The organism is Mycobacterium sp. HM-7, assembly GCF_053852335.1.
The window spans coordinates 4,528,033-4,554,986 of sequence record NZ_CM132657.1; the positions used below are offsets into that span (position 1 = coordinate 4,528,033).

General features: G+C 67.4%; 27 protein-coding genes and 1 riboswitch. Of the genes, 13 read left to right on the forward strand and 14 right to left on the reverse strand.

What is annotated here, in order from left to right:
* Positions 1-35 precede the first annotated feature (35 nt).
* Both ACWW1C_RS21790 and ACWW1C_RS21795 read right to left on the reverse strand, forming a co-directional pair.
* Positions 36-839 carry an exodeoxyribonuclease III gene (locus ACWW1C_RS21790; protein ID WP_455980209.1) on the reverse strand — a complete coding sequence of 268 codons (804 nt, stop codon included), beginning with the start codon at positions 837-839 and terminating at the stop codon, positions 36-38.
* Positions 840-945: 106 nt separating this feature from the next.
* Positions 946-3,183 (reverse strand): NADP-dependent isocitrate dehydrogenase, encoded by a 2,238-nt coding sequence (locus tag ACWW1C_RS21795; RefSeq protein ID WP_455980210.1) that lies wholly within the window; start codon positions 3,181-3,183, stop codon positions 946-948.
* A 261-nt stretch (positions 3,184-3,444) separates the two neighbouring features.
* Positions 3,445-3,565, forward strand: a riboswitch (SAM riboswitch).
* 117 nt (positions 3,566-3,682) lie between these two features.
* On the opposite strand from ACWW1C_RS21795, the gene ACWW1C_RS21800 reads away from it, so the two are divergent.
* From ACWW1C_RS21800 to ACWW1C_RS21810, 3 genes are read left to right on the forward strand one after another with little or no spacing between them, the layout of a single operon-like run.
* Positions 3,683-5,020 carry a bifunctional o-acetylhomoserine/o-acetylserine sulfhydrylase gene (locus ACWW1C_RS21800; RefSeq protein WP_455980211.1) on the forward strand — a complete coding sequence of 446 codons (1,338 nt, stop codon included), beginning with the start codon at positions 3,683-3,685 and terminating at the stop codon, positions 5,018-5,020.
* Positions 5,017-6,156, forward strand: a complete 1,140-nt coding sequence (metX, locus tag ACWW1C_RS21805) for a homoserine O-acetyltransferase MetX (protein ID WP_455980212.1) — start codon at positions 5,017-5,019, stop codon at positions 6,154-6,156. The genes ACWW1C_RS21800 and metX overlap by 4 nt, the downstream gene beginning before the upstream one ends.
* Entirely contained in the window at positions 6,153-6,869 is a 717-nt protein-coding gene (locus ACWW1C_RS21810) for a class I SAM-dependent methyltransferase (RefSeq protein WP_455980213.1), read from the forward strand. The genes metX and ACWW1C_RS21810 overlap by 4 nt, the downstream gene beginning before the upstream one ends.
* Here ACWW1C_RS21810 and ACWW1C_RS21815 read toward each other — a convergent pair.
* Entirely contained in the window at positions 6,866-7,375 is a 510-nt protein-coding gene (locus ACWW1C_RS21815; RefSeq protein ID WP_455980214.1) for a winged helix-turn-helix transcriptional regulator, read from the reverse strand. The genes ACWW1C_RS21810 and ACWW1C_RS21815 overlap by 4 nt on opposite strands.
* 82 nt (positions 7,376-7,457) lie before the next feature.
* On the opposite strand from ACWW1C_RS21815, the gene ACWW1C_RS21820 reads away from it, so the two are divergent.
* A complete protein-coding gene (locus ACWW1C_RS21820) occupies positions 7,458-7,877 on the forward strand; it encodes a nuclear transport factor 2 family protein (RefSeq protein ID WP_455980215.1) in 420 nt (139 codons plus the stop codon).
* Here ACWW1C_RS21820 and ACWW1C_RS21825 read toward each other — a convergent pair.
* A complete protein-coding gene (locus tag ACWW1C_RS21825; RefSeq protein ID WP_455980216.1) occupies positions 7,867-9,393 on the reverse strand; it encodes an FAD-dependent monooxygenase in 1,527 nt (508 codons plus the stop codon). The genes ACWW1C_RS21820 and ACWW1C_RS21825 overlap by 11 nt on opposite strands.
* A gap of 2 nt (positions 9,394-9,395) precedes the next feature.
* The gene (locus ACWW1C_RS21830) at positions 9,396-10,031 is read right to left on the reverse strand and encodes an acyl-CoA-like ligand-binding transcription factor (RefSeq protein ID WP_455980217.1); all 636 of its coding nucleotides are present in this window, start codon (positions 10,029-10,031) and stop codon (positions 9,396-9,398) included.
* A gap of 121 nt (positions 10,032-10,152) precedes the next feature.
* On the opposite strand from ACWW1C_RS21830, the gene ACWW1C_RS21835 reads away from it, so the two are divergent.
* From ACWW1C_RS21835 to ACWW1C_RS21860, 6 genes are all read left to right on the forward strand, one after another.
* On the forward strand, positions 10,153-10,761 hold the full coding sequence (locus ACWW1C_RS21835) for a TetR family transcriptional regulator (protein ID WP_455980218.1): 609 nt from the start codon (positions 10,153-10,155) through the stop codon (positions 10,759-10,761).
* Between the two features lie 129 nt (positions 10,762-10,890).
* Positions 10,891-12,414: a VWA domain-containing protein gene (locus ACWW1C_RS21840; protein WP_455980219.1), complete on the forward strand. Its 1,524-nt coding sequence runs from the start codon at positions 10,891-10,893 to the stop codon at positions 12,412-12,414.
* Positions 12,411-13,217, forward strand: a complete 807-nt coding sequence (locus tag ACWW1C_RS21845) for an AAA family ATPase (protein WP_455980220.1) — start codon at positions 12,411-12,413, stop codon at positions 13,215-13,217. The genes ACWW1C_RS21840 and ACWW1C_RS21845 overlap by 4 nt, the downstream gene beginning before the upstream one ends.
* A gap of 37 nt (positions 13,218-13,254) precedes the next feature.
* Positions 13,255-13,383: a hypothetical protein gene (locus ACWW1C_RS21850; RefSeq protein WP_256370088.1), complete on the forward strand. Its 129-nt coding sequence runs from the start codon at positions 13,255-13,257 to the stop codon at positions 13,381-13,383.
* A complete protein-coding gene (locus ACWW1C_RS21855; RefSeq protein ID WP_455980221.1) occupies positions 13,380-14,069 on the forward strand; it encodes a hypothetical protein in 690 nt (229 codons plus the stop codon). The genes ACWW1C_RS21850 and ACWW1C_RS21855 overlap by 4 nt, the downstream gene beginning before the upstream one ends.
* Before the next feature lie 9 nt (positions 14,070-14,078).
* Positions 14,079-14,489: a hypothetical protein gene (locus tag ACWW1C_RS21860; protein ID WP_455980222.1), complete on the forward strand. Its 411-nt coding sequence runs from the start codon at positions 14,079-14,081 to the stop codon at positions 14,487-14,489.
* A 61-nt stretch (positions 14,490-14,550) separates the two neighbouring features.
* On the opposite strand, the gene ACWW1C_RS21865 is transcribed toward ACWW1C_RS21860, so the two are convergent.
* Both ACWW1C_RS21865 and ACWW1C_RS21870 read right to left on the reverse strand, forming a co-directional pair.
* Positions 14,551-14,925 carry a DoxX family protein gene (locus tag ACWW1C_RS21865; RefSeq protein WP_455980223.1) on the reverse strand — a complete coding sequence of 125 codons (375 nt, stop codon included), beginning with the start codon at positions 14,923-14,925 and terminating at the stop codon, positions 14,551-14,553.
* Positions 14,926-15,033: 108 nt separating this feature from the next.
* Positions 15,034-16,506, reverse strand: coding sequence for an amidase (locus tag ACWW1C_RS21870; protein ID WP_455980224.1), 1,473 nt, complete (start codon positions 16,504-16,506; stop codon positions 15,034-15,036).
* A 70-nt stretch (positions 16,507-16,576) separates the two neighbouring features.
* On the opposite strand from ACWW1C_RS21870, the gene ACWW1C_RS21875 reads away from it, so the two are divergent.
* Entirely contained in the window at positions 16,577-17,596 is a 1,020-nt protein-coding gene (locus ACWW1C_RS21875) for an AraC family transcriptional regulator (protein ID WP_455980225.1), read from the forward strand.
* Here ACWW1C_RS21875 and ACWW1C_RS21880 read toward each other — a convergent pair.
* Positions 17,593-17,916, reverse strand: a complete 324-nt coding sequence (locus ACWW1C_RS21880; RefSeq protein ID WP_455980226.1) for a DUF3017 domain-containing protein — start codon at positions 17,914-17,916, stop codon at positions 17,593-17,595. The two genes, ACWW1C_RS21875 and ACWW1C_RS21880, sit on opposite strands and share 4 nt — an antisense overlap.
* Positions 17,913-18,764, reverse strand: a complete 852-nt coding sequence (locus ACWW1C_RS21885) for a bifunctional methylenetetrahydrofolate dehydrogenase/methenyltetrahydrofolate cyclohydrolase (RefSeq protein ID WP_455980227.1) — start codon at positions 18,762-18,764, stop codon at positions 17,913-17,915. The genes ACWW1C_RS21880 and ACWW1C_RS21885 overlap by 4 nt, the downstream gene beginning before the upstream one ends.
* Positions 18,765-18,864: 100 nt before the next feature.
* Here ACWW1C_RS21885 and ACWW1C_RS21890 point away from each other — a divergent pair, with 100 nt between their 5' ends.
* Positions 18,865-21,567 carry an FHA domain-containing protein gene (locus ACWW1C_RS21890; RefSeq protein ID WP_455980228.1) on the forward strand — a complete coding sequence of 901 codons (2,703 nt, stop codon included), beginning with the start codon at positions 18,865-18,867 and terminating at the stop codon, positions 21,565-21,567.
* 4 nt (positions 21,568-21,571) lie between these two features.
* On the opposite strand, the gene ACWW1C_RS21895 is transcribed toward ACWW1C_RS21890, so the two are convergent.
* Positions 21,572-22,141, reverse strand: a complete 570-nt coding sequence (locus tag ACWW1C_RS21895; protein WP_455980229.1) for a pentapeptide repeat-containing protein — start codon at positions 22,139-22,141, stop codon at positions 21,572-21,574.
* Positions 22,142-22,160: 19 nt separating this feature from the next.
* Between ACWW1C_RS21895 and ACWW1C_RS21900 the strand changes: the two genes are divergently transcribed.
* On the forward strand, positions 22,161-22,910 hold the full coding sequence (locus ACWW1C_RS21900) for a DUF1906 domain-containing protein (protein WP_455980230.1): 750 nt from the start codon (positions 22,161-22,163) through the stop codon (positions 22,908-22,910).
* Here the strand turns inward: ACWW1C_RS21900 and ACWW1C_RS21905 are convergent.
* The 4 genes from ACWW1C_RS21905 to ACWW1C_RS21920 are packed head-to-tail and all read right to left on the reverse strand — an operon-like array spanning position 22,907 to position 26,952.
* Positions 22,907-23,485, reverse strand: a complete 579-nt coding sequence (locus ACWW1C_RS21905; RefSeq protein WP_455980231.1) for a GTP-binding protein — start codon at positions 23,483-23,485, stop codon at positions 22,907-22,909. The genes ACWW1C_RS21900 and ACWW1C_RS21905 overlap by 4 nt on opposite strands.
* Complete coding sequence (locus ACWW1C_RS21910) at positions 23,466-23,852, reverse strand: DUF742 domain-containing protein (RefSeq protein ID WP_455980232.1); 387 nt, start codon at positions 23,850-23,852, stop codon at positions 23,466-23,468. The genes ACWW1C_RS21905 and ACWW1C_RS21910 overlap by 20 nt, the downstream gene beginning before the upstream one ends.
* Before the next feature lie 8 nt (positions 23,853-23,860).
* Positions 23,861-24,259, reverse strand: a complete 399-nt coding sequence (locus tag ACWW1C_RS21915) for a roadblock/LC7 domain-containing protein (RefSeq protein ID WP_061001428.1) — start codon at positions 24,257-24,259, stop codon at positions 23,861-23,863.
* On the reverse strand, positions 24,256-26,952 hold the full coding sequence (locus ACWW1C_RS21920; protein WP_455980233.1) for an ATP-binding protein: 2,697 nt from the start codon (positions 26,950-26,952) through the stop codon (positions 24,256-24,258). Before ACWW1C_RS21920 ends, ACWW1C_RS21915 begins: the two co-directional genes overlap by 4 nt.
* Between the last annotated feature and the right edge of the window lie 2 nt (positions 26,953-26,954).

The following is a 26,954-nucleotide window of genomic DNA, read 5'->3' on the forward strand; positions in this document are numbered from 1 at the left end:
GGGCGCATTACATCAGCGCAAGCGCGTAGAAAAGCTCAGCTGTACTCGACCGTGACCGGCGCGTGGTCCGACCAGCGCAACGCATACGCCGCTGCCCGCTCCACGCGCGCCGCAACGGCTTTGGGCGCCAGCTTGGCGTTGGCCAGGTGGTAATCGATACGCCACCCGGCGTCGTTGTCGAAAGCCTTGCCACGCCACGACCACCAGCTGTACGGCCCCGCGACGTCGGGGTGCAGCTCGCGCACCACGTCGATCCAGCCGGCGGCCATCAGTTCTGCCAGCCATTGCCGCTCGCTGGGCAGGAACCCGGACTTCTTGACGTTGGCCTTCCAGGCCTTGAGGTCCAGCTCCGTCGCGCAGATGTTCCAGTCGCCGCAGATCACGACGTCGCGGCGCTTGCGGCTCAGCTCGGCCATGCGGCCGGCGAGCGCCACCATGAAGCGCTCTTTCTCCACCTGCTTGTCGGTCTCCGCCTCGCCGGTGGGCACGTACACGCTGGCGACGGTGGCGCCGTCGGTGTCGGCCTCCAGATACCGCCCGTGCGCGACGAATTCGCAGTCCGGGGTCAGCCCCACCCGCACCGCGGTGATCGGGGCCCGCGACAGCACCGCAACCCCGTTGCGGCCCTTCGCGGACGGCTCAGCCGACGCCAGGTGCCAGCCCGCGTCGAGGGCGGGCGCCAAGGCCTGGGCCAACTGGGCGTCGTCGGCGCGGGTCTCCTGCAGGCAGATGACGTCGGACGTGGTCTCCTTCAGCCACGGCAGCAGTCCGAGGTTCTCCGCAGAGCGCTCTTTGACCGCAGCACGGATGCCGTTGACGTTGATGGTGGTGACGATCACGATGCAGAACTCTAACGTCGGGGTCCGACAGGCCTGAAACGCCGAACGTGAGCTCGCGTGCCAGAAATCGACGAGATCTCGCACACGAGCTCACGCTCGAACCGAATTACCCCTGCGCGGATTCCAGCGCGGCGTTGAAGGTGGCGCTGGGCCGCATCACAGCCGTCGTCTTCTCCGGGTCCGGTGCGTAGTAGCCGCCGATATCGGCCGGGCTGCCCTGTGCGGCAGCCAGTTCCGCGACGATCTTCTCCTCGTTCTCGGCCAGCGTCTTGGCCAGCGGAGCAAAGTGATCGGCGAGCGCTTTATCTTCAGTCTGCTCGGCCAGCTCCTGCGCCCAGTACATGGCCAGGTAGAACTGGCTGCCCCGGTTGTCCAGCTCGCCGGTGCGCCGCGACGGAGACTTGTTCTCGTCCAACAGCTTTCCGGTCGCGCTGTCGAGCGTCTTGGCCAGCAGCAGAGCCTTGGCGTCGTCGGTCTTGTTGCCCAGGTCGTCCAGGCTCGCGCCCAGCGCGAGGAACTCGCCGAGCGAATCCCAGCGCAGGTGATTCTCCTCGACCAGCTGCTGCACGTGCTTGGGCGCCGAGCCGCCGGCACCGGTCTCGTACAGGCCACCGCCGGCCATCAGCGGCACGATGGACAGCATCTTGGCGCTGGTGCCCAGCTCCAGGATCGGGAACAGGTCGGTCAGGTAGTCGCGCAGGATGTTGCCGGTGGCGGCGATGGTGTCCTGACCACGCATGGCCCGCTCGACGGTGTGCCGCATGGCGCGTTCCTGCGACATCACGGAGATGTCCAGGCCCTCGGTGTCGTGATCCTTGAGATAGGTCGCGACCTTCTTGCGCATCTCGGCCTCGTGCGGACGCTCCTGGTCGAGCCAGAACACCACCGGCATGCCGGAGAGCCGGGCCCGCGTAACGGCCAGCTTGACCCAGTCGCGGATCGGCGCATCCTTGACGACGGGCATGCGCCAGATGTCGCCTTCCTCGACGGTCTGGCTCAGCAGCACCTCGCCGCTGTCCACGTCGACGATGTCGGCGACGCCGTCCTCCGGGATCTCGAAGGTCTTGTCGTGGCTGCCGTATTCCTCGGCCTTCTGCGCCATGAGGCCGACGTTGGGGACGGTGCCCATGGTCCGCGGATCGAACTGGCCGTGGGTCTTACAGAAGTTGATGATCTCCTGGTACATCCGGGAGAACGTCGACTCGGGGTTGACGGCCTTGGTGTCCTTGAGCTTTCCGTCGGCGCCGTACATCTTGCCGCCGAGCCGGATCATGGCCGGCATCGAGGCGTCGACGATCACGTCGGACGGCGAGTGGAAGTTGGTGATGCCGCGGGCCGAGTCGACCATGGCCAGTTCCGGCCGGTGCTCGTGGCACTTGTGCAGGTCGTCGACGATCTCGTCGTGCAGCGATTTGGGCAGCGTCGAAATCTTGTCGTACAGGTCGGAGAGCCCGTTGTTGACGTTGACGCCCAACTCGTCAAACAGCTTCTGGTGCTTGGCGAATGCGTCCTTGTAGAAGATCCGCACGGCGTGGCCGAACACGATCGGGTGGCTGACCTTCATCATGGTCGCCTTGACGTGCAGGGAGAACATGACGCCCGTCTTGTAAGCGTCGTCCATCTGCTCTTCGTAGAACTCGATGAGCGCCTTCTTGCTCATGTACATCGAGTCGATGATGTCGCCGGCGTCGAGCTTGACCAGTGGCTTGAGGTCGATGGTCTTGCCCGTCTTGGTCGTCAGGACCATCTTGACGTTGCGCGCCTTGTCGAGCGTCATGGACTTCTCGCCGTGATAGAAGTCGCCGTGCTTCATGGTGGCGACGTGCGTGCGCGAGGCCTGCGACCACTCGCCCATGCTGTGCGGGTGCTTGCGCGCGTATTCCTTGACGGCCTTCGGCGCACGACGGTCCGAGTTACCTTCGCGCAGTACGGGATTCACCGCGCTGCCCAGGCACTTGCCGTAGCGCTCCTTGATCGCCTTTTCCTCGTCGGTCTTCGGGTCGCCCGGGTAGTCGGGCAGGTTGTAGCCCTTGTCCTTGAGCTCCTTGATGGCGGCCACGAGCTGCGGCACCGAGGCGCTGATGTTCGGCAGCTTGATGATGTTGGTTTCCGGCACCTGGGTCAGCCGGCCCAGCTCGCCGAGGTTGTCGGGAACCTTCTGCTCATCGGTCAGGTAGTCGCTGAACTCGGCGAGGATGCGGGCCGCCACCGAGATGTCACTGGTCTGGATGTCGATGCCGGCGGCCCCGGCGAAGGTGCGCACCACCGGCAGGAAGGCGTACGTCGCGAGCAGCGGCGCCTCGTCGGTCAATGTGTAGATGATGGATGGTTTCTCGCCACTCATGGTCACTCTCCCGGCGTCACGGACGGTACGTACGAAATCTATGTCGAGTCCGGCGTCTGCACATGACTACCCCGTCGCACGACGGTTACGAAGTTACCGTGACCGGCGAGGCAAGCTTCCGGTGGTCCGGTCTCAAACGCAGGGAACTGGATCGATACGGAGAGGCCGCCCGCACGCCGGCCGCCAGCGGCATACCGTCTCCCGCCCACGCCGGCGGCACCAGCTAGCAGTTGCCCAGCTACTTGAGATACCCTCGAATCCGGTCATGAGTGCCAGCGTCAAGCCCCGGCTTGCTGGCCGGCAACCCTCCATCCGCGGTGGGGTGCCCCGGGAGACGACCAGGTTGAGCAGTCAAGCATCGGCTGCGAGGCAAGCGCGGGTCCGCCACACGGACCCGGATGACTGGGTGAGTGGAGGCTTCTATGTGTCGCTGTCCGTGATTCGCAGAGTTCGCGAGCCCATTCGTCGTACCTAAAAACTCACAGGAGACACCCCCAACATGACCACTGAGGCCATCGACCCCACCGCGCGCTGGAGCTTCGAGACGAAGCAGATCCACGCAGGTCAGAACCCCGACAGCGCCACCAGTGCCCGTGCGTTGCCGATCTACCAGACGACGTCGTACACGTTCCGCGACACCGACCACGCCGCCGCGCTGTTCGGGTTGGCCGAGCCGGGCAACATCTACACCCGCATCATGAACCCGACCACCGACGTGGTCGAGCAGCGCGTCGCCGCTCTCGAGGGCGGCGTGGCCGCGCTGTTCCTGTCCTCCGGACAGGCCGCCGCGACCTTCGCGATCCTGAACATCGCCGGCACCGGCGACCACATCGTGGCCTCGCCGCGGCTGTACGGCGGCACCTACAACCTGCTGCACTACACACTGCCCAAGCTGGGCGTCGACGTCAGCTTCGTGGCCGACCCCGACGACCTCGAGTCGTGGCGGGCCGCGGTCCGGCCGAACACCAAGGCCTTCTTCGCCGAGACCATCTCGAACCCCAAGATCGACATCCTGGACATCCCGGGCGTCTCCGCGGTGGCCCACGACAACGGCGTCCCGCTGATCGTCGACAACACCGTCGCGACCCCGTACCTGATCCAGCCGCTGGCCCACGGTGCCGACATCGTCGTGCACTCGGCCACCAAGTACCTGGGCGGACACGGTTCGGCGATCGCCGGCGTCATCGTCGACGGTGGAAAATTCGACTGGACCAACGGCAAGTTCCCGGGCTTTACCGAGCCGGACCCGAGCTACCACGGTGTGGTGTTCGCCGACCTCGGCGCACCGGCCTACGCGCTCAAGGCGCGGGTGCAGCTGCTGCGCGATCTGGGCAGTGCCCTCGCGCCTTTCAACGCCTTCCTGATCGCGCAGGGATTGGAAACGCTGTCGCTGCGCGTTGAACGCCATGTGTCCAACGCGCAGAAGGTCGCCGAGTACCTCGAGGGCCGCCCCGACGTGCTCTCGGTGAACTACGCCGGCCTGCCGTCGTCCCCGTGGTACGAGCTGGGCCGCAAGCTGGCCCCCAAGGGCACCGGTGCGGTGCTGTCGTTCGAACTGACCGGCGGTGTCGAAGCGGGCAAGGCGTTCGTGAACGCCCTGACGCTGCACAGCCATGTCGCCAACATCGGCGACGTCCGGTCGCTGGTGATCCACCCGGCGTCGACCACCCACCAGCAGCTGACCGCCGAGGAGCAGCTGGCCTCCGGAGTCACCCCCGGCCTGGTGCGCCTTGCTGTCGGCATCGAGGGCATCGAAGACATCCTCGCCGACCTGGAGCAGGGTTTCGCTGCCGCCGGCTCGGTGGGGGGTGCCGACCGAAAGGCGGCCTTGGTGTGACGATCATCGACGTGCCCGTGTCTGACATTTCCGCAGCGCCGCTGCTGCCTGCCGAAGGCGAGACCGGTGTGGTCAACATCGGCTCGCTGACGCTGGAGAGCGGCATCGTGCTGCCCGACGTGTCCATCGCGGTGCAGCGCTGGGGTCAGCTGTCGCCCACCGCCGACAACGTCGTGATGGTGCTGCACGCCCTGACCGGTGACTCCCACGTCACCGGTCCGGCCGGGCCCGACCATCCGACGGGCGGCTGGTGGGACGGCGTCGCCGGCCCGGGTGCCCCGATCGATACCGACCGCTGGTGCGCCGTCGCCACCAACGTGCTCGGCGGCTGCCGCGGGTCGACCGGCCCCAGCTCGCTCGCTCCCGACGGAAAGCCCTGGGGCTCACGGTTTCCCGCCATCACCGTGCGGGACCAGGTGAATGCCGATCTGGCGGCCCTGGCCGCGCTCGGCATCACCCAGGTGGCCGCGGTCGTCGGCGGCTCGATGGGCGGCGCGCGGGCGCTCGAATGGCTTGTGGGACACCCCGATACGGTGCGGGCCGGACTCGTCCTGGCGGTCGGCGCCCGTGCCACCGCCGACCAGATCGGCACCCAGTGCGCACAGGTCGCGGCCATCAAGGCCGACCCGAACTGGGCCGGCGGCGACTACTACGGGACGGGCCTCACCCCGGACGACGGTATCCAGATCGCCCGCCGGTTCGCGCACCTGACGTACCGCGGCGAGAAGGAACTCGACGACCGGTTCCGCAACACCGCGCAGAACCATGAAAAGAGTTCCACCGACGGCCTTTACGCCGTCGAGAGCTATCTGGAGTACCAGGGCCGCAAGCTGGCCGCGCGGTTCGATGCGGGTACCTACGTGGCGCTGACGGACGCGCTGAGCAGTCACGACGTCGGTCGTGGACGGGGCGGGGTCGCGGCGGCGTTGTCCAGGTGCCCGGTGCCGGTGATTGTCGGGGGCATCACCTCCGACCGGCTGTACCCCATCCGGCTGCAGGAAGAGCTCGCCTCGTTGCTGCCGGGCTGTCCGGGTCTCGAGGTCATCGAATCCGACTTCGGCCATGACGGTTTCCTGGTCGAGACCGACAAAGTGGGTCTGCTGATCCGCCAGACGCTGGACTTGGCCTCGCGGTGACGGGCGAACGCTCGCTGTCCTTTGGGGAGCAGGCCGCCGCCTACGAGCGGGGGCGCCCCTCATATCCGCCGGAGTCCATCAACTGGCTGCTGCCCACCGGAGCAGTCGACGTCCTCGACCTCGGTGCCGGTACCGGCAAGCTGACGGTCCGGCTGGCGGAACGCGGGCTGGCGGTCACGGCCGTCGATCCCATCCCCGAGATGCTCGATGTGCTCAGCGGGTCACTGCCGTCGGTGCCGGCCCTGCTCGGTACGGCCGAGGAAATCCCGTTGCCGGACAACAGCGTCGACGCGGTCCTGGTCGCGCAGGCCTGGCACTGGTTCGACCCGGACCGGGCGGCGGCCGAAGTGGCCCGGGTGCTGCGTCCGGGCGGCCGACTCGGCCTGGTCTGGAACATCCGCGACGAGCGGCTGGGCTGGGTCAAAGAACTGAACCGCATCATCGGCTGCGAGCACGACCCGTCCGCCGAATCGCTGTCGGATACGTTCACCGACATCGAGACTCACCGCTTCGAGTGGACGAGTTACCTTACGCCGCAGGCGCTTCTGGACCTCGTCGCGTCACGGAGCTACTGCATCACCTCGCCCGCCGACGTGCGGCGCAAGGTGCTGGGTGAAGTGCGTGAGTTGCTGAGCACGCATCCGGCGCTGGCCAGCAGCACGGGGCTGGCGTTGCCGTACGTCACGCATTGCGTGCGGGCGACCCTGGCCTAGGCCTCCGGTTCGCCGGGAATCAGAAACTCTCCGATGACCGCGGTACCCGGGCCGACTCGCGCCCCGGGCCCGGGTACCGCGGTCGTCGACAGCGCCTCGAGTTCCCCGCCGCATTCGGAACACACGGTCTTTGCCGTTGTGACACAGCCGCATTCGTCATGAAGCAATAGCGCCGGGGGCCCGTCGTCGCCGGCGGCCCACTTGTCGCCCCACGCGAGCAGGGTCACGATCACCGGGTAGAGGTCCCGCCCCTTGTCGGTGAGTACGTATTCGAAACGCGGTGGCGCGCTCTGGTATTGGCGCCGTGCCACGATCGCGTGGCGTTCCAGCTCGTCGAGACGCGCAGCCAGGACGTTCGAGGCGATGCCGAGATCGCGTCGGATGTCCTCGAACCGGGCCATGCCCGCGAACAGGTCTCGCAACACGAGGGCCGCCCACCGTTGGCCCACGACGTCGAGCGCGCGCGCGATCGAGCAGGAAATGTCGCCGAAGGACTGTTTGGACACCGGACAAGCGTAGTCCATTGCTTTTCACCATGGACTCTGTTTAAGTGGGTTGCAAATCGCAAGCGACCCGCAGGGGGTTCTGATGACGACAAGCACGGATTCGGTCGCGGCGTTCTGCGCCGCCACCCGCAACGGGGATGTCGACAGGTACCTGGCCGCACTGGCTCCCGACGCCGAGTTGACCTCTCCTCTGTCGGGACGCATGGTGTTCCGCGGCCGGGACGACCTCCGCGTCCTGCTGACCGCGGTCTACTCCGGTATGCGAGACCTGGAGTGGGAGAACGCCATCGGCGACGGAACGACGCGCGTCGCGGTGAGCCGGGGCCGTATCGCGGGCCTCACCATCACCGATGCCCTGGTGTTCGAGCTCGACGACGCCGGGTTGATCCGGCGGCTGCGCCCGCACCTGCGGCCCTGGCTTGCGGTGACAATCTTCGCCCTGCTTCTCGGGCCCAAACTCGCCGCCCACCCCGGCGTCGCGCGCCGCGCGCTCAGGCGCTGATCTCGGCCGGACCGAACCAGCGCTCCAGCGCCGCGCGCAGGTTGTCGGCATCCGTCGCGGCGAAATCGTCTGCGGCCCAGGCGACGTAGCCGTCCGGCCGGATCAGCACGGCGGCGGGTCCGTCGGCCATGACGGCGACCACCGTGTCCACGCGGCGACCCCACGGTGTGGCGACCGCCGCCACCGCGCCGCCCGAGAGGTCGAGCAACACACCCCTTCCGCTGTGCAGCAGATCCGTGAGACGACGTCCGTCGTCCAGCTCGGCCTCCGGCACCATGTATCCGGTCAATCGGTGCGGGACGCCACCCATGTCGTAGCGAACGTCCGCACCGGCCAGCAGTCCGGCCATATGGGCGGTCGCATCGGGCAGCTGGAAGAGTTCGCCGAGAAGCGTGCGCAAGGCACGCACCTCGGGCCCGGGCGCGGTGAGCGCGATCTGGGCCAGTGAGTGCATCATGACGCGCTCGCCGACCGGATAGCGCTCGGACTCATAGGTATCGAGCAATTCCGCAGGGGCCCAGCCATTGACGACGGCACCCAACTTCCAGCCCAGATTCAACGTGTCCTGCAGACCGAGGTTGAGTCCCGGACCGCCCATCGCCGAATGCACATGTGCGGCGTCACCGATGAGCAGGACGCGGCCGGCGCGGTACGCGTCCGCCTGTCGGGTGTTCTGGCCGTCGATGCGGCGCATCGCAAAAGGACCCGGCCCAGCCGGCGGTTCGAACGGCACGTCGACGCCGAGTACCCGACGCAGACTCTGCCTCAGCTCGTCGTGCGTCAACTCCCCGGCCGCGCCGTCCGGCTCGGGACGGAACTCCATGGTGCCCAACATCGGCGGATCGCCGTGGGCCTCGAAGAACATCACCATGCCGGTGTCGTAACGGTTGTGCCCGAAAGGAATCGGCCCGAAACCCGGAACGTCGAACGCGCCGTCCGCGGTGCGGAATTCATCAGGAACCCGCACGTGCGCCAACCGCGCGACTGTCGGTGACGTGTGGCCGGGGAAGCCGATACCCGACTGCTTGCGGACAGTGCTGCGGCCCCCGTCGGCTCCGACCAGCCAATCCGATTCCAGCACATAGGCGCCGTCAGGCCCGGCCACCTCGACCGTGACGCCGTCGGACCCTGCCGACAAAGCGGTCACGGCGTGTCCCCATCGGACCTCGATCCCGAGAGCTTGCGCCCGCTCATACAGCAACTGCACCAGGCGCGGTTGCTTCATCAGCACCGCACGCATCGGATTATCCTCGACACCAACGAAATTCAGTGGCAACCCGGCGAACATCCAGCCGTAAGCCGGCTGCGGCGGGTTGGGATCGCCCATGAATGCCTGGTAGAGACCACGCATGTCGAGCTGCCGGATCACCTGTCCGACAAGGCCGTTGGCCTTGGGCTCGTCGCCCGGTCCGGGCAGCGCATCGAGGATGACCGGTTTGATGCCGGCGAGGGCCAGTTCGCAGGCCATCATCAGGCCGTTGGGTCCGGCGCCGGAAATCACGACGTCAGCGGGCATGGTCACTCCTTCGTTCTGGTCGGTTCAGGCAGTCCCGCGATGACGGCGTCGAAACCCGCACGCATCAGGCCGGTGATGGCCACCGGCGGATCGGCGTTCGCGTACGCCTCCATCGCGGTGTCCCCGATGGCGCGCACCACGGCCACCACGAGGCGCGGGTACATGTCGTCGGGGCCGAGACCCGTGCGCTCGGCGATGGCCGCCACCCAGTCCTGGTAGAGGATCTGCGGGACCGCGTTACGAACTTCGGTTCGCATCATGAGTTTTCGCACTTCGACGAGCTCGCGGCGGTCTGGGATGAGATCGGCACCGGTGATGTCGACCATCTCCTCCTCGAGGGTGCCCGTCACCGCCTCGATGATCGATGTCCACAGCGGCTCGTCGACCGGCCGCGACCGAAACACCGCGACACTGCGCCGCATCCGCTCGGCGATGCGGTAGGCCAGCGCCTCGTACTTACCGGCGAAGTAGTTGTTGAACGTCCGCAACGACACTCCTGCCAGCGCCGCGATCTCCTCGCGCGTGACGGCGTCCAGCCCGCCGCGGTCGAACGCCAGTTGCAGCGCCGCGTCACTGAGCGCCCGACGGGTGTCGAGCTTCTTTCGTTCGCGCAGACCAGTTTCAGCTGATTCGGGCATGCCGCCACCGTACAGATAATTTTGCACACCGGGCAACTTTGCCCAGCAGGCAATTTCCTGTGAATATGACTGACTCAAGTCATTGACTCAGGTCAGTAAAGCGGGTACAACTTGAGCCACCATGACCCGCGCCACCGCCAAACCGTCGCTGCGAGAAGCCAAACGTCTCGAAACCCGCCAGCGCGTCCTTGATGCCGCGATCACCGAGTTCAAGCGCGCGGGTATGGCAGATGCCGACGTCGGAGCCATCATCAGATCGGCCGGCGTCGCACACGGCACGTTCTACTTCCACTTCCCGACGAAGGAGCACGTGCTCTTCGAGCTCGAACGTCAAGCCGAGGAATCCGCCGGCCGCGAGCTCGCCGCGTTCCTGCAGACGCCGCACACCCTCGAAGAGGCACTGAACGAGGTGGTCCGGGTCATCGTGGCCGTCGAACAACGGCTCGGCCGGCTGCTCTTCAAAGACGTACTGGCCCTGCACTTCTCCTCGAACCGCCCGCTCGACGATGAATGGACCGACCACCGGGTGATCGTGCTGGTCGTCCAGGAGATCGAGCGGGCGCGCCAGGCCGGTGAGGCAGACGCGGATGTCGACCCGTTCCACAGCGCGGTGTACTTCCTGCTCAGCCTCTATGCCCTGCTGACCACGAGCCGTGGCGCGGACCAGATCCGCACCGCGCTGCTCGACAACTTCGTCAACACCGCGCTGCGAGGTATCGCAGCCCGATAACCGGAGGAGACAGCATGTGGCAGGAGATCGCCCGGCTCGCCATCGCATGGGGAGCCATGGCCGCCCTCATCGCGTTCTGGTACTGGATGTTCTCGAACATCGGCACCTTCTGAGCCGGCCGGTCCACAAGTGTCCCAGTCGATTACTGCCGCAGAACTCGAACGTGCCTGCGCGCTGACCGCGGTGGCGCTGTCCGAGCGGCGGCGGGCCGGCGTGCGGCTGATCTCCGGCGAGCAGCGGCGCTTCGGGCTGAGCGCGAGCCGCGCTGTCGTCCACGTCCCGTACCCGGCGCTCGTCCCCGACTGGTCACTGCGGACCTACACCTGTGGTGTCGCCCTACAGTGCGCACCGTCGAAGGACCGGATCGCGCGGTACCCGCTGCACCGGTTGTCGCAGCGCGAACTCGGTGCGCTCCGCCAGGTCGAGGGTGGGGTCGCGCTGGGCTGGGTGGCCGCGCGCTGGCCCGGCCTGCTCCCCGAGGCACGTCGGGTACTGCCCGGACTGGAGCCGGCCGCTCCTGAACTCGACGTGAGCGAAATCCTCAGCCGAACAGACACATTGGCGCGATCCGGTGCGCGCCTGGCGGACTACCCCCTACTCGGGGCACCGCCCCTGAGCGCGGCGGCGGGCCGCACGCTGGCGAGCGCGATGCGGCGGACGCTCGGGCGCATGCCGTGGTCCTCGTCCCGCTCGGACACCCAGCGCCTCATGTCGATCCCCGTCGGCGGCGAAGGCGGAGTGCGCAACGCCAACCTGCCCCCGGCCAGCCGGCCCGAGGACGACGACCTCGACGTCCGGCCCGGGCAACGCGCCGGAATCCCCTACCCCGAATGGAATTCGTGGCGCGGGGCGTTCTTGCCCGACCACGTCGCGGTCCTGGAGCGCCGGCAGACCCGGCACGACCGGCGCGGCGGCGCGTCGCCCGACATCCGGCGCTGGTTCGACGAACCGACGCATCGCACGATGGTCAACCGATTGGAGGACGGCAGCGACCTCGATGTCGACGCCTACGTCGCGGCCTACGCGGACGGACGGGCCGGGTCGCAGCAGGACCCGAAGGTGTTCCGCGCCCTGCTGCCGAGCACACGCGACACCGTCACCGCGGTGCTCATGGACGGCAGCTCCTCGTTGGGCGTCCATCAGGGCCGGGTTTTCGACCTCGAATTGTCCTGCGCCGACGCGCTTTCGCGGGCCATGACGGTCGCGCGCGAGCGCCACGGGATCTTCGTCTTCAGCGGCAACACCCGGCACCGCGTCGAGGTTCGGTGCCTGAAAGACTTCACCGACAACCACTTTGCGTTACCCAGCCGGTCCGGCCTGACCACAGGCGGGTACACGCGCCTCGGCGCACCCATCCGCCACCTGACCAGCCGCCTGCTGAGCCAGCCCGCCGGGCGTCGGCTTCTCATCGTGATCGGCGACGGCCTGATCTCCGACGAGGGGTACGAAGGCCGATATGCGTGGGCCGACGTCGCACACGCTGTCGATGAGGCCGCCGACGCCGGCGTCGGCGTCTACTACCTCGGTCTGGGACCCGTGCGGGTCGATCCGTTGCCCGAGGTCTTCGGGCCGCGGCGGTCCCGGCGGATTCGCCACATCGAGGAACTCCCCCGCGTCCTGGCGCACGTCCACCGAGAGTTGGTATCCGCATGAAGGATTGGGCCGCAACCGATTCGCCGTACCTGCCCGCAGGCAACGAAGTGACCACCTTCAGCCAGGCGTATCAACGGCGGCTGCCGGTCATGCTCACCGGGCCGACGGGCTGCGGCAAGACCCGCTTCGTCGAGCACATGGGCACTCTGCTGCGACGCCCCGTGGTCACCATCAGCTGTCATGACGACCTCACAAGTTCGGACCTGGTCGGCCGGTTCGTCGTCGCCGGTGGCGACGTCCGCTGGACCGACGGGCCATTGACCCGCGCCGTCAAAGACGGCGCCATCTGCTACCTCGACGAGGTGGTCGAAGCGCGCCACGACTCACTGGCGATCCTGCACTCGCTCACCGATCACCGACGCACCCTGTATCTGGATCGCGCCGGTGAGGTGGTGCCCGCACCCGAGTCTTTCCTTCTGGTCTGCTCATACAACCCGGCTTACCGGCATTCGCTCAAGGACCTCAAGCCGTCGTTCCGGCAGCGGTTCGTCACCATCGCGATGACGTACCTGGCGCCCGATCGCGAGGCCGAGGTGCTGGTGGGCGAAACCGGTGTCGATATCGGAACCGCACAGCGGCTTGTGCAGTGCGCCAACAGCATTCGCCAGGCCGACGACGCCTTCCATTTCGAGCCGCCGTCCACCCGGGTGTTGGTCACGGCGGCGCATCTGATCGCCGCCGGCGCCGACGAGATGTCGGCCGTCGAAACCGCGGTGCTGGCCCCACTGAGCAGCGACGGGGCGATCGGCGACGGCCTGCGCGAGGTCGCCGCGGCCTGCCTGCAACCAGCGGGCATCCGCTGACCACGAATATCCCCGTCAGAAAAGGAGTTTCACGGCCATGAACGAGCAGGATCGCAAACGCAAACGGGCATTGATCGTCTTCCAGCTGTTCGCCTACGGCTGGCTGCTGGCGATGTTCCTGATCCAGCTGCACATGTCGATCGTCCGGGGCTGGTGGTCGCTGTGAGTACGACGGCGGTCCCGTCGGTCAGTTACGACCAGCACCACGACGAATCCCGGCTGGCGCAACGGCAGGCGGACCGCTGGCTGATCACCGGCACGCTGTTGATGGGGTCGATGTTCATCGGCTTCGTCGGGCTGCCGTTCTTCCTGCGCGGCGTGTGGCTGCAACGGCGCGCGCAGAAGGCCGGGCTGTCGGTGCGGCCCATCATCGTGACGCTCATCGGCTATCTGGTCATTCTCGACGCCGCGCTCAACAGCATCGGGTGGTCACTGGATCTACTGGCCAACCACACGCTGCTGAACCGCACCATCATCACGGCATGGGGCAACATGTTCGACGCCGGCTACTTCTGGCACTACAACGAACTGTGGATCGGCGGGGCCGGCGCGCCGGGCGAAAAGGCCTGGGAGGTGGCGCTGATCCTGACGGTGTTCACCATGCGCATCGCCGCCGGTATTGCGTTCCTGCAGATGAAGCGGTGGGGCCATCAGTGGCTCATCATCACCTGCTGGTTCGGCATCGTCATCTGGATCGGCTACACGTTCAACATGACGATGTTCGCCGACATCCGTTACGCCGGTGTGGTTTTCCCGGTCGTCGGCTGGTGGCTGTACGACATCTTCTACATCACGCCGTTCCTGGCCATCCCGTATCTGCACACCGTCAATCGCGAAATCTTCAGCGACTAAAGGAATTCCATGACCACTACCGAAGCAGAATCGACGGATGCCCTCCCCCTGGGCACCACACCGGTCTACGCCAACATGCACAAGTGGCTCAAGCGCGGGCTTTTCGTATGCCTGTTCGGACTCGTCATCGAGGGGTCGTTCACCATGCCGGCGCTGGCCGTCTGGTACGGCTGGCCGACGCTGTCGTTCAGTCAGATCTGCAGCGAGCTGATGAAGGTGCGCTATTCCGACGACACGGTGGAATGCAAGTTCCCGTATGACTTTTCGGGTGCGCCGTTCGGTGGACCCGCAGAAGCGACCGGGCAGAAAACCGCGCAGGACACCTGGGGCGTGCAGCCGGTGCCGCACTATCATCGACTGGGCTTCCGCGAGCTCGTGAAGATTCACGAAGACCGGCTCGCTCGCACCGGCGGCCACTGACAGCGATTTGTGCACGATTTTCCGCGGCAACCGCGGAAAATCGTGCACAAACCCCGGTGGATCAGAAGGCGTAAGCGCCGAACCGGCCCCAGGCCACGAACAGCGCCAGGCCGAGCAACACCACGTTGACCGCGACGTTCGGGTACTCCTTGCGCCGACCGTGCGTGACAATCGCACCAACCATCACCAGCGCCAGCCCGACCGCGGCCAGTGGGGCCAGCACCGGAAGGACGTGCACCAGCGGCGGCACGATCAGACCGATCGCACCGAGAACCTCGGCCACGCCGATTCCACGGATGGCGTTCGGATCCACGTCGGCAAGTCCGCCCAGGCCCTGTGCCACGAGCTTTTCCTTGGGGACGACCAGCTTCATGACGCCGCTTCCGGCGAAGACGAACGCAAGTACGCCGGCGACGATCCACAGTGCTGTGTTCATGACGAGCTCCTCAGGGCTGAAGTTTCACGGTCGGAATGACCCGACCGATTTAAACGGACTTTAGTCCGATTTCATTCCCTGTGCGAGCGCGGCGTGAACGCGTCGCCGCTAAAGCGGCGCCACCCGGTCGGCCCACGGCACCGCCTGCTCGAGTTGAGCGGCCAGTTGGATGAGTAGCGATTCACCTCCGAGTGGAGCCACGAACTGGACACCCAGTGGCAGCCCGTCCGCGGTCCAGTGCAGCGGCAACGAGATGGCCGGGCGGCCGGTCAGATTCGCCAGTTGCGTATACGGCACCCAGCCGAGGTTCTTCTCCACCATGTCGTCGACGATCTTCGTGTATCGCAGTAGGGATGCGGTGCGGGTCTTGAGCAGTACGTCGACCGCGGGCCGCAGCGCGGCCGGCAGATCGAACTCGCCGATCTTCGGGGGCGGGGTCGCCAACGTCGGCGTCAGTAGCAGGTCGTAGGACCCGAAGAACGTGGTGAGCCGGCGGGCGTGGTCGTGACGGCGCTGGACTGCGTCGACGTAGTCGACGCTGCTCGTCGCGCGACCGAGCGCGGCCATGATCAGCGTCTCGCGCTCGAATGAATCATCGCCCGCACCCGTCAGTCGTTTGGCATCTGCGACCTCCCAGGCCAGGAAGACGAACCAGGTGAGCAGGAAGTCTCGCGCCAACTCGCTGTCGTCGAACGGCGCCTGTGGCAGTTCCTCGACGTGGTGGCCGAGCTCGGTCAGGGTTCGCACCGTTGCCGCCACCGCCGCGAACGCCTCAGGGTGCGGCGCCGGCGTGATCGCCGACGGCACCCGTACGCCGATTCGCAGTTTCGGAGGGTTCTCGCCCACAGCCGACGCGAACGACGACGGCGGCAAACCTGGAACGTAGGGCCCCCAGGGCTCGCCGCCGGTGATCACGTCGAGCATCGCGGCGGTGTCACGCACGGTCCGCGATACGACGCCCTGCACCGCGGCACCGTGCATCAACTCGCCTCCTGCGGGACCAAACGGTGTCAGCCCGCGTCCGGGCTTCAGCCCGACCAGTCCGCAGCACGCCGCCGGGATACGCGTTGATCCGCCACCGTCATTCGCGCCGGCGCAGGGCACGATTCCCGCGGCAACCGCGGCAGCCGAACCGCCCGACGATCCGCCCGGCGTTCGCGTCAGGTCCCATGGATTGCGGGCGGGACCCCAGACCTCCGGTTCGGAAATCGCCTTCGCGCCGAACTCCGGCAGGTTGGTCTTGCCGAATATCACCAATCCCGCGTCGATCCAGCGCTGCACGATTGTCGCGTGTTCCTTGGCCGGCAGCGACTTCAGCGAGCGGGATCCGTGTGAGCTCGGCGTGCCCGCATAGTCCTGCGCCAGGTCCTTGATCAGGAAGGGCACACCCGCGAATGGACCACTGAGCTCCTCGGACGGTTTCGTGGCAGGCACATCGCGGACGATGGCATTGATCTTGGGGTTCACCGCCGCGGCCCGTTCCCGGGCCAGCGTCAACAGTTCCGCCGCCGATACTTCTTTGTCGGCGACCAGCTTCGCCAGCCCGGTGGCGTCGTATCTGCGGTACTCATCGAAGTTCACGGACTGATCTTCGGTCCGGCCGGGAACTCGCTCTTGACATATCGAGACACTGATTTCGACACTGACGAACGTGGACGAGTCGATCAGAGCCGGTGTGTTGCGGGGTTTCGCCCCGTTCATCCGGGACCTTGGCGGCGATCCCGACCGGTTGTACACGCAAAGCGGACTGGACCCGGACGCATTGCATGATGCCGAATCCATGGTGCCCCTCGCCGCGGTCGCGCTCCTGCTCGAGAATGCCGCCCGGCAGCACCGACTGCCCACGCTCGGCCTCCGGCTGGGAAGCCGCCAGGATTTGTCGATACTGGGCCTGCTCGCCGTGGTCGTGCAGAACAGCGACACAGTGTACGAGGCGACAGCCAACGCATCCCGGTACCTGTTCTTTCACAGCCCCTGCTACGAGTTGGTCATCGAGGACCCCAGTCCTCATCTGCCCGGCTGCATCACGGTGCGTTTCGACGTCCAACTCGAGCGCGCGGTCCCGCAGCGACAGCTGATCGATGCTTACCTGTCGTCGACATACCGGATGGCACAGACTCTTTCGCCGATTCCACTGCGCCTGCGAGGCGTGTCCCTCCCGCACTCGCCGGTGGGAGAACGCAGTGCCTACCGCGCGCATTTCGATGCACCCGTCGCTTTCGAACAGCCCTACGCGGCAATACATTTGGATCGCGATCTGCTACAGGCCCGGATCCAGTCCATCAAGCCGCACCTGCGCAGCCAGGCGATCGCGTACATCGCCACGCGTCATCCCGCACCCGGACAAAGCCTTTCGGAATGCGTACAGCGCACATTGAAGAGCACCATAGGTGCCAATCGGGGCACGAAAGCAGAGATCGCGGATCTTCTCAACATGCATCCGCGGACGTTGCAGCGACGACTGTCGGACGAGCACGCCACTTTCGAGGACATCCGAGCCGATGTCTACCGGTCGGCGACGCGCCGGCTTCTGCTCGAAACCGAGCTTCCCCTGAGCCAGGTCGCCGCCGTCCTCGGCTACTCCGAACATTCGTCCATGACGAGGTCGGTCAAGCGATGGTTCGGTGTCACCCCGGCACAGCTGCGCAAGGACGGCCCGGTGGCAACCTAGGCAGTACCCAGTGGGTTGATGGTCCACGCGACGTACAGCATCACGGCGCTCACCGAGGCTGTCGTCGCGATGTCGATGATCCGGCTGCGCACCACGAGGAGACCCGCGCGGTCATCGGTCAGCAGCAGCCGCATGGCCGCGGCGATCCCGACACCGATCGCCATCACCAGCGCGCCGCGGCGCCAGTAGCCGCCGATCACCAACGCGAAGGCCACCACAAAGAACACGCCCACCGACAGGATCGGCCACTGGCCGCGGAGCACCTTTCCCGTCGCTCCGCTCGCCTCGACCACCTTGCGGGCGAATTCTTTTGCGGTCAAGACAGTTTCGCCTCTTCCGCCTCGACCACATTGGCCAGCAGGAAGGCTCGGGTAAGCGGACCGACGCCGCCGGGGTTCGGCGAGATGGCACCGGCCACCTCCCACACATCGGGGTGCACGTCGCCCGCGAGCTTGCCGTCGACCCGGCTGACGCCCACGTCGACGACGGCCGCGCCCGGCTTGACCATCTCAGCGGTCAGCATGTGCGGCACGCCCACGGCGGCGATGATGATGTCGGCCTGCCGCGTCAGCGCGGCCAGGTCGCGAGTTCCGGTGTGGCACAACGTCACTGTCGCGTTCTCCGAACGCCGGGTGAGCAGCAGGCCCATCGGCCGGCCCACGGTGACGCCGCGGCCGATCACCACGACGTGTGCGCCGGCGATCGGTACGTCGAAGCGGCGAAGCAAGTGCACGATGCCGCGCGGCGTGCACGGCAGCGGCGCGGGCTCGTTCAGGACGAGCCGGCCCAAGTTGGTCGGGTGCAGTCCGTCGGCATCCTTGTCGGGATCGATGCGCTCCAGCGCGGCGTTCTCGTCGAGGTGCTTGGGCAGCGGCAACTGCACGATGTAGCCGGTGCATTCCGGGTTGGCGTTCAGCTCGTCGATGACGGCGTTGAGCTCGTCCTGGCTGATGTCGGCGGGCAGGTCCCGGCGAATCGAGTTGATACCGACCTTCGCGCAGTCGGCGTGCTTGCCCCGCACGTAGGCGTGCGAGCCCGGGTCGTCACCGACCAGCACGGTGCCCAGACCCGGCGTCCGGCCGGCAGCGGTCAGCGCCGCCACCCGCTTGGTCAGGTCGGTGAAGATCTCGTCGCGTGTGGCCTTGCCGTCCAGCGTGATTGCACCCACGACGAACATTGTGTCAGGCACTGCGTGGTCACCGGCAAGCCGGACTCCTGACCCAGCGGGTCCCCAGGAAAGTCGTCGGCAACAGATAGAGTTGCCTTCGATGACTGGACCAGCCGCATTGCCAGCGCTCACCGTTCGCCACGACGCCACCACGCGTACGTTCGCTCCGGGAAACGACGTCGTCGTCGGCCGCGATCTGCGCGCCGACTTCCGTGTCGCACACCCGCTGATCTCGCGCGCGCACCTGATGCTGCGCTTCGACCACGGCCGCTGGGTCGCGGTCGACAACGGCAGCCTCAACGGCATGTACGTCAACGGGCAGCGTGTCCCGGCCGCCGACCTGCACAACGGCTCGGTGGTGAACATCGGTAACCCCGACGGGCCGCTGCTGACCTTCGAGGTCGGCCAGCACCTCGGACCGGCCGGCACGCCGCCGACGACGTCCATGCCCGTCACCCCGGCGCCGTCGACCAACCACCGGCCCAGCGCCACCTGGCCGAGCCAGCAGCCGTACACCCCGCCGTCCGCGGCGCAGCAGCGCTACCCGAGCGGCCCCCAGACCTTCAGCCCGTCGGGTCCGCAGCCGCAGTACCCGAGCGGGCCGCAGCCTCAGTACGGCCAGCCTCAACAGCCCCGTTACCCGTCCGCGCCCCAGCAGTACGCGCCGCCGTCGGCGCCGATGTCCCGACCCGCGCCGGCACAGGTCGCGCCGACCCACGACGAATCGAGCGCGCCGGCCACGCAGTTCGGGCCGACTGCCATGGCACGGCCGAGCGAGAACAACCTCGGCACGACGATGCTCAAGATCCTGCGGCCCGGCCGCAACGCCGAGGTGCCGGCGGGCGCCATCAAGATCGGCCGCGGCACCGACAACGACATCGTCATCCCGGACGTCCTGGCGTCCCGGCACCACGCGACCTTGATTCCGTCTGCCGCCGGCGGCGCGCAGATCATCGACAACCGGAGCATCAACGGCACCTTCGTCAACGGCCAGCGGGTCGAGGAGGCGATGCTGCGGGACGGCGACACCGTCACCATCGGTAACGTCGACCTCGTCTACAGCGGCGGCACCCTCGCCCGCCGCACGGTCACCACAGCCGATACCCGCACCGGCGGTCTCGAGGTCCACGGCCTGACCTGGACCATCGAGGGCAACAAGACCCTGCTGAACAACATCTCGCTGGACGCGCGTCCCGGCACCCTGACCGCGGTGATCGGCCCGTCGGGCGCCGGCAAGTCGACGTTCTCCAAGCAGGTCGCCGGCCTGACGCACCCGACCAGTGGCACCGTCACTTTCGAGGGCCACGACATCCACGCCGAGTACGCCTCGCTGCGATCCCGAATCGGCATGGTGCCGCAGGACGACGTGGTGCACGGTGATCTGACCGTCCGCCAAGCCCTGATGTACGCCGCCGAGCTGCGGCTGCCACCGGACACCACGAAGGAAGACCGCGAGCAGGTCGTCATGCAGGTGCTCGAAGAGCTCGAGATGACGAAGCACCTGGATACCCGGGTGGCGAAGCTTTCCGGCGGTCAGCGCAAGCGTGCGTCGGTGGCCCTCGAGCTGCTGACCGGGCCGTCGTTGCTGATCCTCGATGAGCCGACGTCAGGCCTGGACCCGGCGCTCGACCGGCAGGTGATGACGATGCTGCGCCAGCTGGCCGATGCCGGCCGGGTCGTTCTGGTGGTCACACACTCGCTGACCTACCTGGACGTCTGCGATCAGGTGCTGCTGTTGGCGCCTGGCGGCATGACGGCATTCTGCGGCCCACCGAGCCAGATCGGTCCCGAACTCGGCACCACGAACTGGGCCGACATCTTCTCGTCGGTGGCCGGCGATCCAGAGGCGGCCCACCAGCAATTCCTGCAACGTTCCGGGCCACCCCCACCGCAGCCACCCGCGGCGACACCGGCCGATCTGGGCGCGCCGGCGAAGACGTCGCTGCTGCGACAGTTCTCCACCATCGCGCGGCGACAGGTGCGGCTGGTCGTGGCCGACCGCGCCTACACCGCGTTCCTGCTGTTCTTGCCGTTCATCATGGGCGTGCTGTCACTTTCGGTGCCCGGTGGCGGCGCGAACAAGTCCGGTGTGGGCTTCGGCAAACCACTCGCGGCCGGCCCACCTGATTTCGGCGCCGCGCCGAGCGAACCGGGCCAGATCCTGGTGATGATGAACGTCGGCGCCATCTTCATGGGCACCGCGCTGACCATTCGCGCGCTGATCGGTGAGCGGGCGATCTTCCGCCGGGAACAGGCCGTCGGCCTCTCGACCACCGCGTACCTGGGGGCCAAGGTTGCGGTGTTCACCGCATTCGCGATCGTCCAGTCCTCGATCGTGGTGGCCATCACGATCATCGGTAAAGGCTGGGGCCCCGGCTCGGTCACCAACGGTGCGGTGATACCCGGACGCAGCCTCGAGATGTTTGTCGACATCTCCATGACGTGTGTGGCCGCGGCCATGACCGGTCTGGCGTTGTCCGGTTTGGCCAAATCCGCCGAGCAGATCATGCCGTTGCTCGTCGTGGCGGTGATGAGCCAGCTGGTGTTCTCCGGCGGCTTGATCCCGGTGACCGGCCGGGTGGTGCTCGATCAGTTGTCCTGGCTCACCCCGGCACGATGGGGTTTCGCGTCGTCGGCCTCGACGATCGATCTGACCAGATTGGTCCCCGAGCCGGTGCTGCCCAATGACAAGTTCTGGCACCACACCACCGGCGCTTGGTGGACCGACATCGGCGCCCTGCTGCTGCTCTCGGCGTGCTATCTCGGCTTCGTGCGCTGGCGCATCCGCCTCAAAGCCGACTGACGCGTCAGGACGACAAATCCAGGCCGTGGGCGACCGCGTAGGCGATGGCCTGGTCGACATCGATGCGCGCGCCCCGCACCGCGGCGGTGGTCCAGAACGTCGCGTCGGTCCGTGCCGCACGCAGGTCCGCCTGTTCGAACTTGGCGTTCTGCACCCGCGCGCCGCGTAGATCGGCGGCACGCAGGACGGCCTTGCGCAGGTCCGTGCCGACCAGCGACGCCTCGGACAGCCGGCAGTCGGTCAGATCCACCGCTCGCAGATCGCAGCCGGCCAGCACCGCGAGCCGCAGGTCGACCTCGACCATGGTGATGGGGCGCAGGGTGCACTCGGTGAACGTCGATCCCAGCATGGTGCAGTGCCGGAAGGTGCTGTGCGCCAGCGAGGTCCGCCGGAAGGTGCAGTTGCGGAACGCCGAGCCGGAATGCTCGGACTCGGTCAGGTTGACGCCGCTGAAGTCGCAATCGGTGAAGACGACCCGCTCGGTGCGCAGCCGGCTCAGGTCGCCGTCGTACTCGTCGCGAAAGACGACTCCGGTGAATTCCTTGTCTTGCCAGTGCTCGTCGGGAACCGTCACGAGTTCGTACGATAGCCCGATGCAGGTATCGCGCCGCGGCTTCCTCGCGGTATCAGCCGCCACATTGGCCGCGGGGCTCGCGGCGCCGACGGCCAAGGCCGACAACGGCAAACTGATCGACTTCACGCATCTGCAAGTGCCCGTCGACCAGGTCGTCGCAGCCGGCTATGCCGGCGTCATCGTCTACGTCTCCGAACTACGGCCCGGCGCCACCTTCGACTTCAAACCGGTCGCCCGCAGCTACGCCGACGCCTTGCGGGCCGCGGGCCTGCACGTGGTCAGCGTCTACCAGTACGGCAAGCCCGGCTGGGTGAACAGCCCGTCGGACTACACCCGCGGCTTCGACGGCGGCGTGGCCGACGCCCGCACCGCGCTGAGCCTGCACGCCGCAGCCGGTGGGCCGGACACCGCGCCGATCTTCTTCAGCGTCGACGAGGACATCTCCACCGATACGTGGAAAAACGTTGCGCTGCCATGGTTCAAGGGCATCAATTCGGTGCTCGGGGTGCAGCGCACCGGAATCTACGGTGGTGCCCGCCAGGTCACCTGGGCGGCCGACGACGGCGTCATCGGCCGCTCCACCACCCCGGGTCACCGCTGGGCCTGGCAGACGCGGGCCTGGTCCGGCGGCGCCCGGGCGCCGATGGCCGTCCTGTATCAGGCGACGGTGGTGACAGCCTCGGACCCAGGCACCATGATCGGCGACTACCACGTCGACGAGGACGACATCCTGGCCGCTGACTACGGCCAGTGGGACCTCAGCCGTTAGGCCGGGGCGCCCAAACTCGTCAGCGCGTATTCGGTGACGGTGATCAGTGCGTCGCGCGCCGACTGCCGCTGCCGCGCGTCGACGGTGACGACCGGGATGTGGTCGGGCAGGGCCAGCGCCTTGCGCACCGCGTGACCGGGATGCCTTGGTGCGCCGTCGAATTCGTTGACGGCGATGATGAACGGCAGACCCCGCGCTTCGAAGAAGTCGACGGCGGCGAAGCTGTCCTGCAGGCGGCGCACGTCGACGAGGATGATCGCGCCGATGGCGCCGCGGACCAGGTCGTCCCACATGAACCAGAACCGGCGCTGCCCCGGCGTGCCGAACAGGTAGAGCACCAGGTCGTCCGCGAGGGTGATGCGGCCGAAGTCCATGGCGACCGTGGTGGTGTTCTTGTCGGGCGTGCCGGCAAGGGCGTCGACGCCGACCGAGGCGTTGGTGACGATGGCCTCGGTGCGCAGCGGCATGATCTCGGAGACCGCGCCGACGAACGTCGTCTTACCGGCACCGAACCCACCCGAGATGACGATCTTCGTCGACGCGGGGGCGTGCCGATTAGAGAGCCCGTAGGCCACGCAGTGTCCTCCCGATCAAGTCGCGCCTGTCGTCGACGTTGGTCGTCGTGCCGAGCGTGGCGTGTACTTGAAGATAACCCTGCGTGACGAGGTCGCCGATCAGCACACGCGCAACACCGAGTGGTATTGCTAACTTTGCCGCGACCTCGGCCACCGAGGGCCGGGTGGAACCGAGCTTGATGATCTCGCCGCGGACGTCGTTGCCGGGCCACTGCGACACCGGGGCGGCCGCGAGCGGGTAGATCGGCGCCTCCATGGGCAGCTCGATCTCGGTGGTGGTTCGGCCCGCGGTCAGCGTGTAGGGCCGCACCAGGCTGGGTTGCTCCGCGGTGAACGCGGACTCCCAGGCGTCAGATGTCGGCTCCATGAGGTGTCCTATCGGGTCCTGCGGGCGGACTGGACGACGGTCCCCACCCGTTCGACGAGTATCGCCATCTCGTAGCCGATCTGGCCGATGTCGCACGAGCGGGTTGCCAGCGTCGCGAGGTTCGATCCGTCGCCGACGCGCATCAGCAGCAGATAGCCGTGCTCCATCTCAACGACGGATTGCAGCACGTGCCCGCCGTCGAACAACTGGGAGGCGCCGGTGGCCAGGCTCGCGAGCCCGGAGGCGACGGCGGCGAGCTGGTCGGCGCGCTCGGTCGGCATCCGCGAACTGGCAGCCATCAGCAGACCGTCGGCCGACACCAGGATGGCGTGCGCCACCCCCGACACCTCGTCGGCGAATTTCGTGACGAGCCAGTCCAGGGACTCGCGCTGAGTGGTCCGCGTCATCGCCGGTCCCCCGTGTCCCGGGACTGCGACCGACCGGCGTGCACGCCACCGAAATGCCCGCTGATGCTGGCCCGGACCGCGGCCGGGTCACGCAGTGGCTGCTGCCCCGCTGCCGCCGGGTCGCCCTGGACATCCTCGTCAGGCGAACCGGGGATCAGGCGGGCACCGGGCTGCCGGACCGGCAGGCCCGCCTCGGTGTGCTCGACGACCGGCGCGTTCTGCGCGGCGGCCGCCGCCGACCAACCCTGGTCCCACACCGTCTGCCAATCGAGATCGGTGCTGTTGGCCAACTGCGTGGGATCGTCGATCAGCCATTCCGAGAGCATCTTCTGGTAGATGGCGTCCTCACTTCCGGCGGTGGTGCTCGGCTGGGGCGTCGGAGCGGGACGGACCGGCTGCACGGGTTCGGGAGCCGGACGCACCGGCTCGGGCTGCGCGGGCGGTGCCGCCGGCGGCGTCTGAGCCCGGGCCGCGAAGAACGACGACGTGTCGGACGGCGCCGGCGCGGGCCGCTCGATGGGCGACTCGGCGTGGCCCGCGATGCCGCTGGCGCCCGGATTGCGCTGTGGGAGGTGGACGCCGCTGAGGTCACCGGCATCGGCGGGTCCGGCACCGAAGCCGTTGCGCTGCTGGGGCTCCACGAACGCCGGTTCCACCGGCGGAGTGGGCGGCGCCGGCGGCTGAGCGAAGGGCTGCTCGACCGCGCCGAACGTCGCGAATCCGCCGGTGTCGGGACCCAGACCCGGCAGGTCCGTCACCCCGGTCTCCGCGGTCGACGAGCCATCCCAGTAGGTACCGAAGTCCGGAATCGCGGGCAACCCGGTCTGCAGTTCGACGGGGATATAGATGCCGGCGGTGGTGCCCGAATCGGGATCACCCTCGACGGTGTCGCGCAGCCGGACGACCAGACCGTGCTGGGTGGCCAGCCGGCCGACCACGAACAGGCCCATGTGCCGCGCGGTGTATGTGTTGACCTCGCCGCCCGAGCGCAGTCGGCTGTTGGCCATGCGGAGATCGGCTTCGGTCATGCCGAGGCCGCCGTCGCTGACCTCGACCACCAACGCGCCGTTGGGCGCATGCAGCGCGGAGACCTGCACCTCGGAGCTCGGCGGCGAATACCGCAGCGCGTTGTCCAGCAGCTCGGCCATCATGTGCACCAGGTCGCCGGCGATCGATCCGTGAATCTCGGTGTCGGGGGCGGCGACGATGGCGATGCGGGTGTAATCCTCGACCTCGGAGGCCGCGGCGTTGATCACCGCGGTCACGGGTACCGGTTCGCCCTGCTCATGCGGCACATTCGTGCCGGCCAGCACCAGCAGGTTGGCGCCATTGCGCCGCATCCGCGCGGCCAGGTGGTCCAGCCGGAACAGCTTGGCCAGGCGCTGCGGGTCCTGTTCGTCGCGCTCGAGCTGGTCGATGACCGTCAGCTGCTGGTCGATCAAGGAACGACTGCGCCGGGACAGCGTCTCGAACATATCGCTGACCTGCAGCTGCAGCCGCGCCTGCTCGCCGGCGAGCAGCACGGCCTGTTCGTGCAGCTCGTCGACCGCGTGCGCGACCTGGCCGATCTCCTCGGTGCTCTGCACCGGCAGCGGCCGGACCGTGACGTCGGCGCCGGACCGGACCTCGTCGAGCTCACGGACCAGGTCCTCGTGGGCGACCTTGAGTGCACTCGTGCGCAGCCGGCGCAGCGGCCGGATGAGCGTGCGGGCCATGTACAACACGATGAGCAGGGCCAGCACCATGACCGCGCCGACGATCGCCGAGTCACGGATGGCTTCGGTGCGCTTGGCGACGGCCTGGTCGTCGACCGCCGAGGTGACCTTCGCGGACACGCCGTCGATCAGTTTCCCGGCGACGCTGCTTGTGGTCTGGATCGACTCGCTGAGCTCGGGATTGTTGACCAGCTGCACGTTCGGATCGGACATCATGGACATCCGTTTGACCATTTCCTGAGCCAGCTTCAGCGCTTCGGGCGAACCGACACCCAGCACTTCACTCATGCCGAACAACGTCGACGGCTCGGTGCCGGCCAGGGTCGTCATCGAGCTGCGCAGTTCGGCATCCGGCAGTTCGCCGCCGAGGGTGACGAGCAGCTGCTGCATCATCATCTGGCCGCGGGCGCCGACGGCCCGGCTGAGGCCCTGCGTCTGAGCACGGATCTTCTCGTCGTCGATGCGTACCGAGCCGGTGATGGTGTCCTCGGCGGTCAGCAGGATCGGCGCGTACAAAGTGACACGCTCGCGCAGCCCGATGCTGTTGGCCGCGACCTTGTTGAGCAGGCCCTGACCGCCGTCGAGCAGGGTCTTGATGCCGGTTCGGACGTCGGTCGCGACGTCGGTGTCCGTCAGCCGGTGCTGTAGCCGCCGTTTGCTCTCGTCATAGGCGCTCAGTGCCTGTTGGGCGTCGCCACCGGTGGAACTGGCGAGCATCGCCGCGTCGAAGGTCGCCATGTAGTTCTCGATGACCGGCACCATTTCGGCGCGGTCGGCCGCGCGACGCAAATCCGCCGCGTCGGTCCAGCCCGAATAGATACGCATTCCACCGAACGTGCCGGCGAGCACCAATGGCACGAAGGCGATGGCGAAAACTTTCCAGGCGACCGGCCAATTCGACGGGGCGAAGCGCGACGGTCGTTTCGCGGGCGCGCGGGTGATTTGATCAGCTGCCGAAAACTGTTGCGCAGCAGTCATCG